General features: G+C 30.2%; 16 protein-coding genes and 1 rRNA gene. 2 read left to right on the top strand and 15 right to left on the bottom strand.

The features are described from left to right. Positions 1 to 9 precede the first annotated feature (9 nt). The 4 genes from P4S50_RS18505 to P4S50_RS18490 are packed head-to-tail and all read right to left on the bottom strand — an operon-like array spanning position 10 to position 5,063. Positions 10 to 807 carry an electron transfer flavoprotein subunit beta/FixA family protein gene (locus tag P4S50_RS18505; protein WP_277732290.1) on the bottom strand — a complete coding sequence of 266 codons (798 nt, stop codon included), beginning with the start codon at positions 805 to 807 and terminating at the stop codon, positions 10 to 12. Between the two features lie 34 nt (positions 808 to 841). Then, a complete protein-coding gene (locus P4S50_RS18500) occupies positions 842 to 1,978 on the bottom strand; it encodes an acyl-CoA dehydrogenase (protein WP_277732289.1) in 1,137 nt (378 codons plus the stop codon). A gap of 59 nt (positions 1,979 to 2,037) precedes the next feature. After that, complete coding sequence (locus P4S50_RS18495) at positions 2,038 to 3,591, bottom strand: acyl CoA:acetate/3-ketoacid CoA transferase (protein WP_277732288.1); 1,554 nt, start codon at positions 3,589 to 3,591, stop codon at positions 2,038 to 2,040. Positions 3,592 to 3,650: 59 nt separating this feature from the next. After that, positions 3,651 to 5,063: a GntP family permease gene (locus P4S50_RS18490; RefSeq protein ID WP_277732287.1), complete on the bottom strand. Its 1,413-nt coding sequence runs from the start codon at positions 5,061 to 5,063 to the stop codon at positions 3,651 to 3,653. A 547-nt stretch (positions 5,064 to 5,610) separates the two neighbouring features. On the opposite strand from P4S50_RS18490, the gene P4S50_RS18485 reads away from it, so the two are divergent. Beyond that, positions 5,611 to 7,035 (top strand): sigma-54 interaction domain-containing protein, encoded by a 1,425-nt coding sequence (locus P4S50_RS18485; RefSeq protein ID WP_277732286.1) that lies wholly within the window; start codon positions 5,611 to 5,613, stop codon positions 7,033 to 7,035. A 150-nt stretch (positions 7,036 to 7,185) separates the two neighbouring features. Here P4S50_RS18485 and P4S50_RS18480 read toward each other — a convergent pair whose 3' ends face one another. From P4S50_RS18480 to P4S50_RS18440, 9 genes are all read right to left on the bottom strand, one after another. Continuing rightward, positions 7,186 to 8,184 carry a PTS sugar transporter subunit IIC gene (locus tag P4S50_RS18480; protein ID WP_277732285.1) on the bottom strand — a complete coding sequence of 333 codons (999 nt, stop codon included), beginning with the start codon at positions 8,182 to 8,184 and terminating at the stop codon, positions 7,186 to 7,188. Between the two features lie 56 nt (positions 8,185 to 8,240). Continuing rightward, the gene (locus P4S50_RS18475) at positions 8,241 to 9,149 is read right to left on the bottom strand and encodes a quinolinate synthase NadA (protein ID WP_277732284.1); all 909 of its coding nucleotides are present in this window, start codon (positions 9,147 to 9,149) and stop codon (positions 8,241 to 8,243) included. Between the two features lie 77 nt (positions 9,150 to 9,226). Then, positions 9,227 to 9,748 carry a transcription repressor NadR gene (locus P4S50_RS18470; protein WP_277732283.1) on the bottom strand — a complete coding sequence of 174 codons (522 nt, stop codon included), beginning with the start codon at positions 9,746 to 9,748 and terminating at the stop codon, positions 9,227 to 9,229. A 77-nt stretch (positions 9,749 to 9,825) separates the two neighbouring features. Continuing rightward, on the bottom strand, positions 9,826 to 10,536 hold the full coding sequence (locus P4S50_RS18465) for an ABC transporter ATP-binding protein (protein ID WP_277732282.1): 711 nt from the start codon (positions 10,534 to 10,536) through the stop codon (positions 9,826 to 9,828). Continuing rightward, positions 10,537 to 11,304, bottom strand: coding sequence for an ABC transporter ATP-binding protein (locus P4S50_RS18460; RefSeq protein ID WP_277732281.1), 768 nt, complete (start codon positions 11,302 to 11,304; stop codon positions 10,537 to 10,539). Continuing rightward, a complete protein-coding gene (locus P4S50_RS18455) occupies positions 11,304 to 12,347 on the bottom strand; it encodes a branched-chain amino acid ABC transporter permease (protein WP_277732280.1) in 1,044 nt (347 codons plus the stop codon). The genes P4S50_RS18460 and P4S50_RS18455 overlap by 1 nt, the downstream gene beginning before the upstream one ends. Before the next feature lie 3 nt (positions 12,348 to 12,350). After that, positions 12,351 to 13,244, bottom strand: a complete 894-nt coding sequence (locus tag P4S50_RS18450; protein WP_277732279.1) for a branched-chain amino acid ABC transporter permease — start codon at positions 13,242 to 13,244, stop codon at positions 12,351 to 12,353. A gap of 80 nt (positions 13,245 to 13,324) precedes the next feature. Further along, entirely contained in the window at positions 13,325 to 14,497 is a 1,173-nt protein-coding gene (locus P4S50_RS18445) for an ABC transporter substrate-binding protein (protein ID WP_277732278.1), read from the bottom strand. A 30-nt stretch (positions 14,498 to 14,527) separates the two neighbouring features. Beyond that, positions 14,528 to 14,968, bottom strand: coding sequence for an ACT domain-containing protein (locus tag P4S50_RS18440; protein ID WP_277732277.1), 441 nt, complete (start codon positions 14,966 to 14,968; stop codon positions 14,528 to 14,530). Positions 14,969 to 15,665: 697 nt separating this feature from the next. Here P4S50_RS18440 and P4S50_RS18435 point away from each other — a divergent pair. After that, on the top strand, positions 15,666 to 16,127 hold the full coding sequence (locus tag P4S50_RS18435) for a hypothetical protein (protein ID WP_277732276.1): 462 nt from the start codon (positions 15,666 to 15,668) through the stop codon (positions 16,125 to 16,127). Between the two features lie 43 nt (positions 16,128 to 16,170). On the opposite strand, the gene P4S50_RS18430 is transcribed toward P4S50_RS18435, so the two are convergent. Next, on the bottom strand, positions 16,171 to 17,502 hold the full coding sequence (locus P4S50_RS18430; protein WP_277730718.1) for an IS3 family transposase: 1,332 nt from the start codon (positions 17,500 to 17,502) through the stop codon (positions 16,171 to 16,173). Between the two features lie 462 nt (positions 17,503 to 17,964). Further along, a 5S ribosomal RNA gene (gene rrf / locus P4S50_RS18425) occupies positions 17,965 to 18,081 on the bottom strand. Positions 18,082 to 18,137 lie beyond the last annotated feature (56 nt).

The raw sequence follows: 18,137 nt of genomic DNA, 5'->3' as shown, positions 1-18,137 counted from the left end.
ATACCCTCCCTATATAATGTGTTTTTCCTTCATTTTCAACATAAATTGTACTGCTTTTTCTCTGTTTGTATCGCCTTGTAGTATTTCTCCTTCAAATTTATTTGTAGGAACAAAAGTTTTATACACATTAGTAGGAGAACCTTTTAAACCAATTTGTGTTATATCAATTTCAAGATCATCAAGAGTCATTACTTTCACAGGGTTGTTCTTAACATTTTGGAATATTCCCCAAGTAGACATATATCTTGGCTCATTTAATTCTTTAATAGCTGTTAATACCACTGGCATTGAAGATTCTATTATGTATTGACCATCTTCTATTGCTCTTTTGGCAACTACTTTTTTATCTTCTTGTTTAATTTCCAAGTCTTGTACATATGTGATTTGAGGAAGATCTAAGAACTCAGCCATCTCGGGACCAACTTGTGCTGTATCTCCATCTATAGCTTGTCTTCCACAGAAAACAATGTCATAATCTCCTATTTTCTCAACAGCTGCTGCAAGAATAGTTGCTGTAGCCCATGTATCAGAACCTGCAAAAGCTCTATCTGTTAAAAGAATAGCTTCATCTGCTCCCATAGCTAAAGCTTCATTTAAAGATTCTTTTGCTTGAGGAGGTCCCATTGTAAGAACCGTTACATTTACATCATCTAATTTATCTTTTATTCTTAAAGCTTCTTCTAAAGCATTTTTATCATCTGGATTGATTATGCTTGGAACACCATCTCTAATTAAAGTTCCTGTTTCATGGTTAATTCGTACTTCATTTGTATCTGGAACTTGTTTTACACAAACAACTATTTTCATTGATTTACCCTCCTTGATTATGTTTAACTAAAAATTATCTAGTAATTTGGTTTGCAATAACAATCTTCATAATTTCTGAAGTTCCTTCATAAATTTCAGTAATCTTTGCATCTCTCATCATTCTTTCAACTGGATACTCTTTCATGAATCCATAGCCACCATGCATTTGTACAGCTTTATGAGTTACAAACATAGCTACTTCAGATGCAAACAACTTAGCTATAGCAGCTTCTTTTGTATAAGGTTTTCCAGTTTGTTTTAAATATGCAGCCTTATATACTAATCCTCTAGCAGCTTCTATCTTAGTTTCCATTTCTGCTAAATACCACTGTAGACCTTGCATTTTTATAAGAGGTTTTCCAAATTGTTCTCTTTCTTTCAAGTACTTCACAGTCTCTTCCATAGCTCCTTCAGCTAAACCTAATGCTTGTGACGCCATTCCTATTCTTCCACTATCAAGACCTACCATAGAAAGAATAAATCCTCTGCCCTCTTTACCTAATAAATTTTCCTTAGGAATTTTACAATTTTCAAATATTAACTCTGCTGTTGCAGATGCACATATTCCTAATTTATCTTCAATCTTTCCAATACTGAATCCTGGAGTATCCTTTTCAATAATGAATGCAGATATTCCCTTTATTCCTTTTGATTTATCAGTCATTGCAAGAACTATATAAAAATCTGCAACCCCTCCATTTGAAATGAAACATTTAGTTCCATTAAGAACATATTCATCTCCATCTAAAACTGCTGTAGTTTGAACATTTGATGCGTCTGAACCAGCACTTGGCTCTGTAAGTGCAAATGCGCCTATATATTCAGCAGTAATTAATTTGTTTAAATATTTTTCTTTTTGATCTTTAGTACCATATTTATCAACTAACATTGTAGGTAGATAATGAACAGAACTGATTCCTGAAGTAGCTCCACATTTTTTCCCTATTTCTTCTAGAACAATAGCTTTAGATATTTCATCTCCTCCAGCACCACCGTATTCAGTAGAAAACGGTATAGCAAAGAATCCATATTGTCCTAGCTTTTTTATATTTTCCATTGGGAATTCATGACGAGCATCAATATCTGCAGCTATTGGTGCAATTTCATTCTCAACAAATTTTCTTATAGCTTCTCTCACCATTTTTTGTTCATTAGTAAAATCAAAATTCATTTTATAAACCTCCCTTGATTACTGTGTATTGATTTTAAATCTATACACTTTTATCTTTTCTAAATTTCAATATTCATTTTTTCATCTATAAATATTCGTAAATCCATTTCTTTTAAATCATCTGAAATACATGGTTTAAATTCCATTTGATCTAAAATATCTTTTTGCAAATCAATACCAGGTGCAATTTCTATAAGAGTTGGTCCATTATCTGTTAATTTAAAAACTGCTCTCTCTGTTATATATAAAATCTCTTGACCAGATTCCTTTGCATAATCAGCACTAAAAGTTATTTGTTCTACAGTGTCTTTGAACTTAACACTCCTACCTTCTTGTAAAATAGTAATTTTACCATTTGCTATTTCAGTCTTTAGTCCACCAGCTTTAAATGTTCCACAAAATACTACTTTCTTTGCATTTTGAGATATATTAATGAATCCACCTGGTCCTACAACTTTTCCCCCAAATTTGCTTACATTAACATTTCCATCCTTATCTATTTCAGCAGCTCCTAAATAAGCAACGTCTATTCCACCTCCATCATACAAATCAAAAATTTGCTCTTGAACATGAATAGCATCTGGATTATATGTAGCTCCTATTCCTAAACCACTTGCTGGTACTCCTCCCATAACTCCTGACTCTATAGTAAGAGTAATCTCATTTGAAATATTTTCTTCATCTGCTGACATTGCAACATATTCTGGCACACCTATACCTAAATTAATTAATCCACCTTTCTTAAGATCAAAGGCTCCTCTTTTACCAATAATTTTCTTAGGGCATATTTCAACTGGTTTTAATTTCCCAGAAGGTCCTCTTATTTCTCCAGACCATTCTGGTATATATTCTTTTGTTGCAAATGATTGTACATTATGTTCATGTGAACCAAGTACAACATAATCAACTAAATGACTATGAACAGCTACATCAGCAGCTTTTAGTGAATCATATCTACATACTTTTTCAACTTGAGCAATAACTATTCCACCTGAATTTTTAGTAGCAGTAGCAATGCTCAGTTGATCAGCACGAACCGCTTCTTTTTCAAGAGAGAGATTGCCTTTTTCATCAGCAGTAGTGGCTTTAATAAAACATACATCTATTGGAAATGACTTATAGAATAAATAATCTTTATCATCTATATTCATAAGTTCTACAATATCTTCTTTTTCGGCTGCCTTATTTGCTTTACATCCCTCTAGTCTTGGATCTGCAAAAGTTTTTAATCCAACATGAGTCAATAAACCTGGAGATCCACTTGCTATAGCCTTTACTAAGTGGCATGCAACTCCCTGTGGTACCATATAAGCTGGAAATTTATTTTGAGCAGCTAACTCCCCTAGTTTTGGAGCTAAACCAACGTGACCACAATACAATTTTTTTACCAATCCTTCATGTGCAAAATGATCCATACCTCTACCATTTTTATCTCCAATACCTGCACAATTAAAAACTGTCAGGTTTTTAGGACATCCTTCATTTACATATTTATCTTCTAAACTAGTAAGCAACTCTTCAGGAATACTAAATCCTACAAAACCACCAACACCTACTGTATTTCCTTCTTTAATTAAATCAATTGCCTCTCTAGATGAAATAAATTTTGCCATTTAAACCCCTCCTCTATCGAATATATTATTGAAAAAACTAAATACCTTAATCAGCTATTTTAAAATAGATTTAATGCTGTTCCTGCAAATATTGCTACAAAAGTACAAGCAAATGGAATAATTACTGAAACCATACAAATATCTTTATATGAGTCTTTATGTGTAAGTCCACATATTGCTAATAGAGTTATAACTGCACCATTTTGTGGTAATGAATCAAGCCCTCCTGAAGCAAGTGATGCAACTTTATGAAGATATTCTGGATTTAATCCAGTTTGTAAAGCCCATTCATAATATCTGTTTCCCATAGAAGCAAGAGCAATACTCATTCCTCCAGATGCAGAACCTGTTATTGCAGCAAGAATATTTACACTTACAGCTTCCGATACAAGTGGAGTTCCAAAATCAATAGACATAAGACCATTTTTGATATATTCAAAACCTGCTAAGCTTTTAATAACTGTTCCATAACCAACTTCTGAAGATGTGTTCATAATAGCAAGTAAAGATCCTGATACCCCAGCCGACAATGCAGTTTTTAATTTATTGCCACTTCCTATATTCTTATATCCAATAATTATTACCATTATTATTCCTAGTGTAATAGCCATAATTAATGACCATATTGGTGCTGAAGATGTAAAACCTTCTCCATATTTTGCAACTAAAGTTGCCATTTCTTCCTTTGGCAAATTATCATACATACTTTTTGTGAAAACATATTTTGTTAATACAAAGTAACTTATTAATACTGTAAATAAAGGAATGAATGCAAATAATGGTTTAATTTCTTTTTCATCTTCCTTTAGTTCAGGCTCATTTATATGTCCTTCTCCATATCCTTCACCAGCTTTTGCAGCTTTTTTTCTTCTAGTTTCCAACCATAACATCCCAAATCCAAACATTCCTAATGCAACAATTAATCCTAATTCAGATGCAGCATATCCATCTGTATGAAAATAAGAAGTAGGAATAATATTGTGTATCTGAGGCGTTCCAGGTAATGCCGTCATAGCAAATGTTAGAGTTCCTAATGCAAGTGCACCAGGAAGCAATCTTTTCGGTATATCTGCTTCTTTAAATATCCCAGCACCGATCGGATATACTGCAAATACAACCACAAATGCACTTACTCCACCATAAGCAAGAATCCCGCAAGATAGTACAACTGATAAAATAGATCCTCTAGTACCTAATTTCGTACATATAAAACATGCAATAGCTTTTGCTATTCCAGTTTCTTCTATTAACTTTCCAAATACTGCACCTAATAAAAATATTGGGAAATACTTTGCTGCAAATCCCATACCACCTTTCATAAATACCTCTGTATAAGTTGGAAGTAATGCCCCTCCTCCAGTAAGTAAAACTCCAACTAAAGCACAAACAGGTGCAAATAATATTACAGAATATCCTTTAAATGCAATGAACATTAATAGTAACAAAGAAATTATAATTCCTAAAACCGACATAAATAATCCCCCTAGCAATTTTTTATTATGTTGTTGTTATTTTATTAACTTCTTTCTGTAATTAATCACATAAAACTTTAAAGCAACAAGCATGCCAAAATATCTTATTAAATAAACTCTTATCAATTGTTTAATTATAATAATGTTCGAAACCGTTTAAATAACAGCTTTCAAGAATATAATAATTATTATTAAAAATAATTTTTTTTATTTTGACAATAGATAAACAACGAAATATGTATAACACATCCTATATATTACAAATAATGGTGTCTACTTTTGTAGAATTGTAGCCTTTTGTAGACACTTTCCTGTAAAAGCTTGTCATTTTAATGTTTTCACAAATAAAAATGTGTTTATAGGGTTATATTTTAAACAAACTGTCTCAAAAAAAAGACAGTTTATTTTTACAATTTTCTTCCCTTTTATATGCTTTTTTAGTAATATTAGTTTTATAACAAATATTTTGAAATATTTAATATATGATACAAAATTAACCTTTTCTATATGTACTTTGACTTAATTACTATTTAAAGGAGCATTATTTATGAATTTATTTAATAAAAACAATAGAATTAATAATCCAGAACTATATATATCAGTTTATGATGAAATTTTAGATATGAGCGAAGATGGATTTCTTGTTGTAGATAAAAATGGAATTATCATAGATATTAATAAAACATATTGCACTTTTTTACGTACAACTAGAGAAAAATCTATTGGTATACATGTTAAGGAACTGATTCCAAATTCAAAAATGGATGAAATTCCAAATACAGGTCTCAAGGAAACAAATGTTGTTCATACATTTTCAGAGAATCAAAATATTAATGCAGATAAATTTGTATGGGTTACTAGCAGGTCTCCGGTAAAAAAAGATAATGAAATAATTGGAGCAGTAGCTCAAATAAAATTTAAGCTACAAACTATAAACCTTGCTCAAAAAATAAAAAATCAAGATAATGAATTACAATACTATAAAAATGAATTACATAGATTAGGAAGTAGTAAATATTCAATGCAAAATATAATAGGCAAAGATGAAAAATTTGTATCTATAAAAAACATTGCCAAGAAAGCCTCAAAAAATGATTTCCCAGTTCTATTAACAGGAGAAACTGGAACAGGTAAGGAGGTCTTTTCAAATTCTATACACTATGCCAGTAATCGAAAAAACCAGCCTTTAATTCGTATAAATTGCGCAGCTATTCCTTCTGAATTATTAGAATCTGAATTATTTGGATATGAAGAAGGTTCTTTTACAGGAGCAAAGAAAGGTGGTAGAAAAGGAAAATTTGAATTAGGCAATAAAGGAACTGTCTTTTTAGATGAAATAGGAGATATGCCCTTTAATATGCAGGCTAAATTATTAAGAGTACTTCAAGAAAAAGAAATAGAAAGAATTGGAGGATACAAAACCATACCTATTGATGTGAGGATCATTGCAGCTACTCATCAAGATTTGTGGAAGATGGTTAAAGAAGGAAAGTTTAGGGAAGATTTATTTTACCGTTTAAATGTTATTAATATTCAAATTCCTCCATTAAGAGATAGAAAAGATGATATATTGTTGTTTGCACAAAAATTTCTCAATGATTTAAATAGAAAGTACAAAAAAAATATAACTATTTCGTCTGAAGCAAAAGAATGTTTACTAAATCATAGGTGGCCAGGTAATATTCGTGAGTTAAATAATATTATAGAAGGAGCCTTTGCATTGGTGGAAAATGATGTAATAGATTTATCCCATTTGCCTTCTAATATTGTAATGCATTCTAGAATAAATAAAATTGATACAAAGAAAAATAAATTTGCTGATTTGATTACAGATTATGAGAGAAATATTATTTTAGATTATCTTAGAAAAAATAAATATAATTGTTGTAAATGTGCAAAGGATTTAGGAATCCATAGAAGTACTTTATATAAGAAGATGGAAAAACTAAACATAGAAATTGAAAGAAAATAAAAGAATTTACTTTAATATATAAAAAATCTACCTATAAAATGATTCCATTTCATAGGTAGATTCAACTTCCATGGCAAGCCATGGCATTATACTAGCAATCCACTTCATAAGTGTCATAACTCCATTAAAAAAGGATACAAGTTTTAGTTATTAATTTCTAAGCTTCATATCTCCATCCTTGATATATCCCTTATTTCTCATAAACTCAGATATAATAAGAGTAATCACTGCTGGAAGTGCAAAGTGAAGTATTATTATACTAAGCATAGCTGATTCTCCCATAACAGCTATAGTTGATATTTGACCAACAAGCCCACTAGTTCCCATACCAGCACCTATACTGTTAGTTTTCATGTGGAACAATGTAGTAGATAATGGTCCAAGTATAGCACTTGCTATTATAGGAGGTATCCATATTAGAGGATTTTTAATTAGATTTGGAACTTGAAGCATAGATGTACCAAGTCCTTGAGATATAAGTCCTCCAATCTTATTCTCTCTATAAGATGCAACTGCAAATCCTATCATTTGGCAACAGCATCCAACAAGTGCAGCTCCCGCTGCTAATCCATTAAGACCAAGTGCAATAGATAAAGCCGCTGAACTTATAGGAAGTGTAAGTATTATCCCCATAGTTACAGCTACAATTATTCCCATAGGTATAGGTTTTAATTCTGTAGCTTTATTTATAAAATTTCCTAAACTACTCATCATTGAAGATAGTATTGGAGCTATAAATATACCTACAAATCCGCCTACTAAAATAACAATTGCAGGAATCAAAACTATATCAATACTAGTCTTTCCTGATAGTAATCTTCCTATTTCCGCTGCTATTAAAGATGCAACAAAAGCTCCCACAGGGTCTCCTATTCTAAGAGTGGCTACTCCATCAACTATATTAACAGTCCCAGCTCCTATAGCTCCTGTTATTAGAGATGCAAATATTACAAGAGGTGGAGCTCCCAATGAATATGCAACACCAGCTCCTATAGCTGGTCCCATCATATACTGAGCTATTTTTCCGAATAGAACTACATTCTCAAATCCTGAAAGATCTCCTATTTGCTTTAATATGAGACCTATTATAAGAGAACTAAAAAGACCAAGTGCCATACCATTCAATGTTTTAGTTAAATATTCTCTCATACAAATTCTCCTTTATACAAGTTTTTATCCTAAATGTACAAGTTATGAAACTCTATCTAAATTAAGTATTTCATCATATTGTCTATACTGTTCAATGCCTTTAATCTTATCTTTTCATCTATTTCTATATTTTGTCCTTTATCTTGAGTTATACACTTATATATATCTTCTAATGACGTTTTTTTCATATTCATGCATATAAGTGTTGGAGATAATAAGTCAAACTTTTTATCCGGATTTAATCGTCTCAGTACATGAAGTATTCCCGTTTCTGTTCCTATTATTACTTTTTTGTCTTTTAAATTTTTTACATACTCTATTATTTGAGATGTAGATCCTGCATAATCAGCACTATTTATTACATCTTCTCTGCATTGTGTATGAACTATTATAGGTATATTTGGATGTTTTTCTTTCATATTTAATACTTCTTGTTTAGTAACTTTATCGTGTATATTGCAGTATGAAGTCCATGACATTATATTTTTATTTTTAACTTTTTTAGATATATAATTACCTAAATTCATATCAGAAACAAATAATATGTTTTCACTATCTAGTTTTTCTGCTATTTCAACTGCTTTAGATGTAGGTATACAAATATCAGATACAGCCTTTAACTCTATTTGTGAGTTAAGAGTTGATACTATAGTAAATTTAGGATGCATATTTTTAAAGTTTATTAATTCATCAATATTTACCATTGAATTCATAGGACATACAGCTTCATCTACAGGCAGAATAACCTTTTTGTCAGATACAAGTTTTAGAGTTTGGGCCAAACTTTTAACTCCACATGAAATTATAGTTTCGCAATTAATATCTTTTGCTATCTCAATTAATTCTAAATAATCACCTACATAATCTGCAATCTGCTGAACTTCGTAATTTTGATAATTATGTGCAAATATTTTTATGCTTTTTTCTTCTTTTATCTTAAGTATTTCATCCATCATACTAATCATTATCTTCTCTCCTAGTTTTATATTCTAAATGTATATCCTTTTGTCTTGTCACCTTCTTGCAAAAAATTACTACTTTTTTATTTCTTCATTAAATATCCTTTTTTGTCCATTTCCGTAAGTATATCTTGATATACTTTATCGTTTTTAACCTCTATTGTATGAAAATGTGTTCCATGAGTCAAGCTAGATATAAGTTTTGAATCTTCACTTTCAAGCTTATCTACAAATTCATTTAATTCTTTTCTTGAAGATATATTTATAATTCCTCTTATTTCCCCATAAACAGGATGTTCAACTATTACATCTAATACCTTAGCTCCCATATCAATTATAATTTCTAACTCTTCCTTTATTTCATCTATACCGCAATGATGATTAGACATTATAACCTTTATCATATCTTCCTTCACTATTGATGGAATTATATAACCTTGAGGTGTTGCCATTATATTTATTCCTTTTGCTCTTAGTATTGCTATATCCTGAACTATAACTTGTCTACTTACATTTAAATCCTGTGCCAGGCTTGCTCCCTTCATAGGATTAGTGCTTTCTTTTAAGATTCTCTCTAAAGATTCTCTTCTCTTTAATGTATCCATTCAATCACCTCCTTATTAGATTATATATTATAAAATGAAAAAAAAGAAGCCAGTTTAGGCTTCTATTATACAATTCGCTATACAGCTTCTTCACCTAAATAAGCTTTCTTTATATCATCATTTTCACAAAGATCCTTTCCTCTTCCTTTAAGAACAACCTTTCCTGTTTCAATAACATAACCATAATCAGCTATTTCAAGAGCTGCTTTTGCATTTTGTTCTATTAAAAGAATAGTAACTCCCATCTTATTAATATCTTTTATTATATTGAATAGATCCTTAACTATTAAAGGAGCCAATCCCAATGATGGTTCATCCATCATAAGAAGCTTAGGTCTTCCCATAAGAGCTCTTCCTACTGCTAGCATTTGTTGCTCTCCTCCAGACATTGTTCCAGCTTTTTGATCTATTCTTTCTTTGAGTCTTGGAAATAATTCATATATCCAATTAAGATCTTTATTTATTTCTTTTTTATCTTTTCTAGTATAAGCTCCCAGTATAAGATTCTCTTCCACTGTTAAGTCTTGAAATACTCTTCTTCCTTCAGGAACTAAAACTAGACCTTCCTTTACTATGTCTTTAGTTTTTAAATCTTTGATATTTTTTCCATCGTATTCTATAGTACCACTTGATTTAACTATTCCCATTATACTTCTTAAAGTTGAACTTTTGCCAGCGCCGTTTGCTCCTATTAAAGTTACTATTTTATTTTTAGGAACCTCTATATCTATATCCCTTAATGCATGAATTCCACCATAATTAACATTGAGTCCTTTTATATTAAGCATCTATCCCACCCCCAAGTAAGCTTCTATTACTTTTTCATTATTTTGTATTTCACTTGGTATTCCTTGAGCTATTTTTTCACCATAATCTAGCACATATATCCTTTCACATATTCCCATTACAACTTGCATATGATGCTCTATCATTAGTATAGTTATATTAAATTTATCTCTTATACTTCCTATAAAATCCATAAGTTCTAATGACTCCTTTGGATTCATACCCGCTGCTGGTTCATCTAATAATAAAATCTCAGGATTAGTATTAAGAGCTCTTGCTATTTCTAATCTTCTTTGTTTTCCATAAGAAAGTGATGATGCTTTTTCATACATTAAATCTTTAAGACCTACTTCTTCTAAAAGCTTTATTGATTTATCGTATAATTTTTTTTCCTCTTCTTTGTATTTTTTAGTTCTAAATACTGATGATATTATATTGCTTTTAACATTTAGGTGACCACCTATAAATACATTATCTATAACAGATAAATCCTTGAATAGTCTTATGTTTTGGAACGTTCTAGCTATTCCTAGATTAGCTATATCACTTGGTTTTTTGTTTATAATACTTTCATTAAAATCTCCAAAACATATATTTCCACTTGTAGGAGTATATACTCCTGTTATCATGTTAAATACTGTAGTCTTTCCTGCCCCATTTGGACCTATTAACCCTATTATTTCTCCTTTATTTAAATACATATTTAGGTTATTAACGGCTGTTAATCCTCCAAATTTCATAGTTACATCACAAAGATCTAGAATCTTCATTACTTCACATCCTTTACATTATAGGCTGCTTTTTTCTTTTTGAACATATCCCATGTAAATTCTTTATTTCCCATAAATCCATTTTGATAAAATATGATTACAATCATAAGAATAGCTGAGAATACAACCATTCGAAGTCCCTGTATTCCTTCAATTTGAACAAATCCTAAATTTATCGTTTCATCTAAAAATCTAAGCGCCTCCATTAACACAGTAACTAATACTGCAGATATACAAGTTCCAGTTATACTTCCCATTCCCCCTAAAACAACTATTAAAAGTATGTTGAATGTAAGTAAAAATCTAAACATATTTGGATCTATAGTTCCTAACAAGTTTCCTAAAAGAGCTCCCCCTATTCCTGCAAAAAAGGCTCCTATTCCAAATGATAACATCTTATGTTTAAATAAATTTATTCCCATATTTTCAGCTGCTATTTCATCTTCTCTTATAGCTTTAAATGCTTTTCCATAGCTTCCTTTTATTAAAAATATCATGAATAAAATAGTTATAATTGCAAATCCCCAACTCCACCAAATATTTGTATATGCAGGTATTCCTTTAAGCCCTAATGCTCCATTGGTTATACTCTGCATATTTGTAAATACAACTCTTATTATTTCAGCAAATCCCAAAGTCGCTATAGCTAAATAATCATCTTTTAATCTAAGAACAGGCGCCCCTATTAAAAATCCAAACAAAGCTGATATTATTCCTGATATTATTATTGCTGGTAAAAAACTCATCTGTATATTCGCTAGCATTGGGACTATTGGCTTTAAAAAGAAATTCATCTCTTTCATATCAGGAGACATTGTTAGTATTGCACAAGTATATGCTCCAATTGCCATAAATCCAGCATGACCTAGAGAAAACAATCCAGTGAATCCATTTATTAAATTCATACTAAGTCCTAATATTATATAAATAGCAGATAAATTAAGTATTCTTATTTCATAAGAGTTAAATACCTTACTAGATATGAATAGAAAAAGTATGAGTAAACATAATGCTCCTATATTATAAATATAATTTTTTTTCATATTTTACACCTTCTCTGTTAGATTTTTGCCCATTATCCCTGTAGGCTTAATCAAAAGTATTAATATTAATAATACAAATGCAAAAGCATCTCTATATCCAGTAAGAGCTGGTAAAAATGCTACTAACATAATCTCCCCAAGGCCTAATATAAAACCACCTACAACAGCTCCTGTTATATTTCCTATTCCACCTACAACAGCTGCTATAAAGCATTTAAGTCCAGGCATAATCCCTATTAAAGGTGTAATTTGAGGAAATTTCAGACCCCACATAAGTCCTCCTGTACAGGCAAGAGATGATCCTATAAAAAATGTTATAGATATTATCTTGTTTACATCTATTCCCATAAGACTTGCTGCCTCGTAATCTTTTGATACGGCTCTCATAGCCATACCTGTTTTAGTTTTATTTATGAAATATAAAAGACATAATAATATAATCAAAGTTATTATAGGTATATAAAAAGTTAAGCTAAGGACAGATACATTTCCAAAATGAAATACTCTGCTAAACATATCAGGTATTGGAAAAGCTTTTGGTCTTCCTCCACATACAACTATAGCTAAGTTTTCAAGCAAAAATGAAGCTCCTATAGCAGATATTAGTATAGATATTCTAGGTGAATTTCTAAGAGGTTTATATACAGCTTTTTCTAACATTATTCCAAATAAACCAGTAAATAATATAGCCAAAATAAATACTAACCACCAAGGTAGTGGTGTAAATATAGTTCCATAAAAAGCTGTATAAATCCCTATCATAAATATATCTCCATGTGCAAAATTTATAAGTCTTAAAATTCCATAAACCATTGTATATCCTATAGCTATTAATGCATATAAGCTCCCAAGGGAAATGCCATTAAATAGATGCTGAATAAATATTTCAAAGTTCATATATATTCTCCCTCCTAATAATTTCATATTAATTTAAAATCCTATAATCGTATTAACGATTATAGGATTTTTGATTTTAATTATTTAGGTTGAATTGTGTCTAAATAATTAAATTTGCCATTTTCAACTTTTTTGATTATAGCACTCTTAACAGCATCACCATTTTCATCAAGAGTTATATATCCTGTTGCGCCTTCAAATTCCTTAGTCTGAGCTATAGCATCTCTTATCTTTTGTGGATCAGATGAATTAGCTCTTTTTATACTATCTAATATAACTAAGTAATCATCAAAGCCAAGTGCTGCAAAAGTATTAGGCTCTTTATTATATTTTTTCTTATATGCATCCATAAACTTTTTAGATAAATCTGTTACTGCAGCTTCTGAAGTAAAGTGAGTACTAAACACAGCTCCTTCTACTGCTTCTTTTCCTATATCTATAAACTCAGGTGCTTCCCAAGTATCTCCTCCAAGTATAGGTACATCAATCCCAAGACTTCTAGCTTGCTTTATTAAAAGAGCACATTCTCCATAGTTACCTGGTGCAAATATAACATCCGGATTAGTTTGTTTAATATTTGTAAGCTGTGCTGTAAAATCCTGGTCTCCTGTATTATAAGATGTCATTCCAACTATACTGTTTTCATCTCCTGTAAGTTCTTTAAATGAATCAACAAAGTATTTGCTAAGTCCAACTGAATAGTCTTGAGTAACATCTTGAATTATAGCAGCTTTTTTCGCTTTTAAATCCTTAAAAGCATAGTTTGCCATAACTGTTCCTTGGAATGGATCTATAAAGCATACTCTGAAGTAATAATCGTTATTAAGAGTAACTAATGGATTAGTCGGTGAACATCCAACAGCTGGAACCTTTGCACTTTTTACTAGGTCTCCAGCAGCCATAGATAATGAACTTCCATAACTACCTATTATTGCACTAACCTTATTTTTTTCAATAAGTCTTGATGCAGCATTTGCAGCCTCTACCTTATCACTTTTATTATCTACTATTACAAGTTCTACTTTTTTTCCTAAAACCTCACCGAACATTTCATTGGCAAGCTTAATTCCTTCAACAGTCATCTCTCCTCCAGCAGCTGATGCTCCTGTCATAGGTTCGAAGACACCTATTCTTATTACATTTTCATCTACATTTTGTGCTTCCTCTTCTTTTTCTTTAACTGAACAACCTGCAAGAAATAATGATGATAGCATTGATACTACTAAAATTAATGATAAATAAATTCGCTTCATTTTTTTAATCTCCCCCTTTTATTTAATTTCTTATTCTCTTGCTAATATTTGCAAGCTACATACTCCATTTAACTCTTTAACTTTCTCTATAACATCTTCTATTGATATAGTCATCTCCTTAGTATCTACCGTTAAGGTTAAACTCGCTACATCATTTATAGGTATGTTTTGATTTATTGTTATTACATTGCACCCAAAGTCAGCTAATCTATTAAGAGTTGCTGATAAAACACCTTTAGTGTGATCTAAAAACATAGAAAAAGTAACTATATTTCCAAGTTGATCATTACTACTTAAAAAAACATAATCTTTATATTTATAAAAAGCTCCTCTGCTTATTCCTACTATTTTAACTGCTTCTGTAACCTGATTAACTTTACCAGAGCTTAATATTTTTTTTACCTCTATAACTTTCCTATATACATCTGGTACAACATCTTCATCGATTAGATAAAATATTTTTTTAGTCAAATTCAATCCTCCTTGTCTTCTCTTCGTGAACAAGTGTATTTCGTATTTGATATTTCTAAATACTATCATACATATTTTTTTAATTCAATAATATAGTTTTTATTTTTTGTATTATTTATTTTTTATGTGGCTAGAGCATGAATATCTCTAGGGGGAGATTATTCTTGCATATCTTAATTTTACTAAAATTTATAATATAAAAAAACGTTTATTTCAAATTTTAGATATATTTTTTTAAAATTCATTTTAAAAAAATGAAATCAAAAACATAAATATTATTTTATAAATATTGTACCCTTTAATTTAGTTACCATTCTTATTTTGGATTAGTTTACTTTATATGTTAAAATATTTATTAGAAAATTCAATTTGGAGGATATTTACTATGATCTTAATAATAGCAATTCTCGTTCTATTACTATTAGTTTTTATAGGATTTTTAATGGATTTGAATTCAGACATTAAGTATATAAAAAATTCGTCTACTCGCTAACGCGGTGACTCATGTCCCCAACGATCCTTTCAGGCTCCGTTGCTCAAAAATACTTACAAATTTAACCTTTTCAATAGATTATCCTCAAAACAAAAAATGATATAATTTCCTTAAGAATAATAAAAAAAGTTACTAGAATTGAAAATTTCATAGATGAGATAGACAAATAGTTATTTGATTTAATTATAAATCTAGGAGGTTATTATGAATAAATTAATTCAATTTTTAAAAATCTACTTAAAATCATGTACACTTATACTTCCATTCGGTTTTGTAGGCCAATTTACAGGTGATTTAATAACTTATTATAATTATGGCTATACTCCTACTAATTTCCCTCTATATAGCAACGTTATAATGGGAACTTTAGCTTCAAGTCTAATTATGTCATTTTTACTTTATCCAATAGAGAAAATAATTCCTATATATGATGAAAATATTTTTAGAAAAAAGTTAAATGAAGGTTTAACTAGAAATAAATTTAAAAACTTATCTAATAAAGAAACTCTTTTGATTGTAAAACATAATTTTATTAAGAAATTTATATTTGGTGATGAATTAAGCATCTCACTATATAATGATAAAGCAATTTTTAAAGGTTCTAGAGTAAACATTATAGCTATATGTAATAACTTTAAATTTAAAAAAGAGATAACTTCTAATTAACAAATAAAATGGACCCTTTGTCAAGGACATTATAAAAAAAGGGTTAAGCTGCATTCAAAAGATGATTTCTAAATTGTTTAGGAGTCATCTTTTTTAATCCCCATTGACATCTATAATTATTATAGTAATCCATGTAATTATCAACTTTATTAATTACTTCTTCAAGTGTAGAACATGTTTTGAAATCTACTTCATCCTTCATATGACCAAAGAAGGATTCTTGAGGTGCATTATCCCAGCAGTTACCACGTCTAGACATGGATTGTCCTAGATTATGGCTTTTTAGTAATTTTTGGAATTTAGGGCTTGTATAGTGGACCCCTTGGTCAGAATGGATAAAAGCTTCATCATGTAAATCAGCTTTATGTGTATTAACTAATTTTTTAATTGTAATTGTAGCTATATCTAAAGTAATTCGATCAGATACATGATATGCTAGAATATCGTTACTAGAGCTATCTTTGATAGCTGATAAATATGCCATTTTATTTATCCCGTAAGGGATGTATGTGATATCAGTAAGTAGCACCTTGCCAGGAATACCCTGTTTGAAATTTCTCTGTAGCAGATTAGGTACTACTCTATGTTCTTTTGTCGCTTTGGCTATTCTTCTATACGGATTGGCTTTTCTTATAGGACATACTATACTGTATTTTCGCATAATCCTTTGGATTTTTTTTCTACTGTATATAATACCAAACTCATTTTCTAGTGTCATTTTAATTGATCTAGAACCTTTCTTATAACCTCTATAATTATAAGCCTTTAATATAATATCTCTAGCTTTTAAATCTTCATTCTCCCTTATAGTTCTAGAAGGTGCTGTCTTTAAATAATGATAATAACCTGAACGTGAAACCCCTAAAATTGAGCAGCAATAAGAAACTGTGCCTGAATAATCTTTTTTAGACACAGTCTTTAAAATTAACTCATATACTTCATTATTTGTTAGATTTACGCAGTTGTTTACCAGCCTCCTTTCTGTCACGTCGAGCTTTTTTAGCAATTCTAATTGTTCCTCAAGCAGTTTTATTTTAGCTTCTTGTTTGCTAATAATATCGTCCTTTGAAACTGGAGCATTACTTGGTCTGCCTGAATTCACTCTTCTAGTATCACTTAATCCTATAATTCCATCTTTCTTGTACGCTTTTATCCATCTGGCTGCCGCCTGTTCATAGCGCTTGACACCAAGTATTTCAACGTCAAATCCAGCATCAATGAAAATAGTTCGTGGTGTGCTTCCTCTTAAATACTCCTCAATAAACATTATTTTAAACTCGTCAGAGTATGTTATTGACTTCTCGCTAACGCGCTTTACATAAGGGTTCTTATTTAATCTTTCAATATTGTCTTTTGAAAATGTAATTTTACTCATACTAAAGGCCTCCATATTCAATGATAATTATACACAAAAAAGTACCTATAAACTAGACACTCTTTTTTATGTGTCCAATCTATAGGTACCATTTTAAAAAGTTATCTCTTTTTTATTTATTAATCCTTACTATATTTTTTAATGTTTTAATATAACTGGCTTTTCTAGTAGCAACGTAATATTTTTTTATCTTTAGATTTATTGCTATATTCACATACTAAAAAAGATGGTTATTTAAATGTTAGTGAATCTTTTAAATAGATTTTAATAAAACTTGTGTTGTATCGTTTAAATATACGTAAAAAAACTTCTTATGTCTGAGCCTAAGCGAGTTTAAGAAGTTTTAGTATATTTAATAAGGTACAATACTTAGTTATATAAATCTATTTAATGAATTCACGGTATTTAAATAATCATCTTTTCGCTTATCATTTCTAATAAAAATACGCATAAAAAAAGACTACGTGGCTACGTCCTACTCTCCCAGGGGGCTGCCCCCCAAGTACCATCGGCGCTAAAGAGCTTAACTTCTGTGTTCGGAATGGGAACAGGTGTATCCTCTTTGCTGTAATAACCACATAATCTTTTAAGTTGTAAGTATTAGATTTTAATACTTTCAAAATTGACCAGATTTA

Source organism: Tepidibacter hydrothermalis, assembly GCF_029542625.1.
Lineage (GTDB): Bacteria > Bacillota > Clostridia > Peptostreptococcales > Peptostreptococcaceae > Tepidibacter_A > Tepidibacter_A hydrothermalis.
Note: the sequence above shows the minus strand (reverse complement) of the source record. Positions and strands in the feature narration are given on the sequence as shown.

Coding starts and splice junctions, on each gene's coding strand:
- P4S50_RS18505 (WP_277732290.1), bottom strand. CDS start 807: ATGAAAATAGTTGTTTGTGTAAAACAAGTTCCAGATACAAATGAAGTA.
- P4S50_RS18500 (WP_277732289.1), bottom strand. CDS start 1,978: ATGAATTTTGATTTTACTAATGAACAAAAAATGGTGAGAGAAGCTATA.
- P4S50_RS18495 (WP_277732288.1), bottom strand. CDS start 3,591: ATGGCAAAATTTATTTCATCTAGAGAGGCAATTGATTTAATTAAAGAA.
- P4S50_RS18490 (WP_277732287.1), bottom strand. CDS start 5,063: ATGTCGGTTTTAGGAATTATAATTTCTTTGTTACTATTAATGTTCATT.
- P4S50_RS18485 (WP_277732286.1), top strand. CDS start 5,611: ATGAATTTATTTAATAAAAACAATAGAATTAATAATCCAGAACTATAT.
- P4S50_RS18480 (WP_277732285.1), bottom strand. CDS start 8,184: ATGAGAGAATATTTAACTAAAACATTGAATGGTATGGCACTTGGTCTT.
- P4S50_RS18475 (WP_277732284.1), bottom strand. CDS start 9,149: ATGATTAGTATGATGGATGAAATACTTAAGATAAAAGAAGAAAAAAGC.
- P4S50_RS18470 (WP_277732283.1), bottom strand. CDS start 9,748: ATGGATACATTAAAGAGAAGAGAATCTTTAGAGAGAATCTTAAAAGAA.
- P4S50_RS18465 (WP_277732282.1), bottom strand. CDS start 10,536: ATGCTTAATATAAAAGGACTCAATGTTAATTATGGTGGAATTCATGCA.
- P4S50_RS18460 (WP_277732281.1), bottom strand. CDS start 11,304: ATGAAGATTCTAGATCTTTGTGATGTAACTATGAAATTTGGAGGATTA.
- P4S50_RS18455 (WP_277732280.1), bottom strand. CDS start 12,347: ATGAAAAAAAATTATATTTATAATATAGGAGCATTATGTTTACTCATA.
- P4S50_RS18450 (WP_277732279.1), bottom strand. CDS start 13,244: ATGAACTTTGAAATATTTATTCAGCATCTATTTAATGGCATTTCCCTT.
- P4S50_RS18445 (WP_277732278.1), bottom strand. CDS start 14,497: ATGAAGCGAATTTATTTATCATTAATTTTAGTAGTATCAATGCTATCA.
- P4S50_RS18435 (WP_277732276.1), top strand. CDS start 15,666: ATGAATAAATTAATTCAATTTTTAAAAATCTACTTAAAATCATGTACA.
- P4S50_RS18430 (WP_277730718.1), bottom strand. CDS start 17,502: ATGAGTAAAATTACATTTTCAAAAGACAATATTGAAAGATTAAATAAG.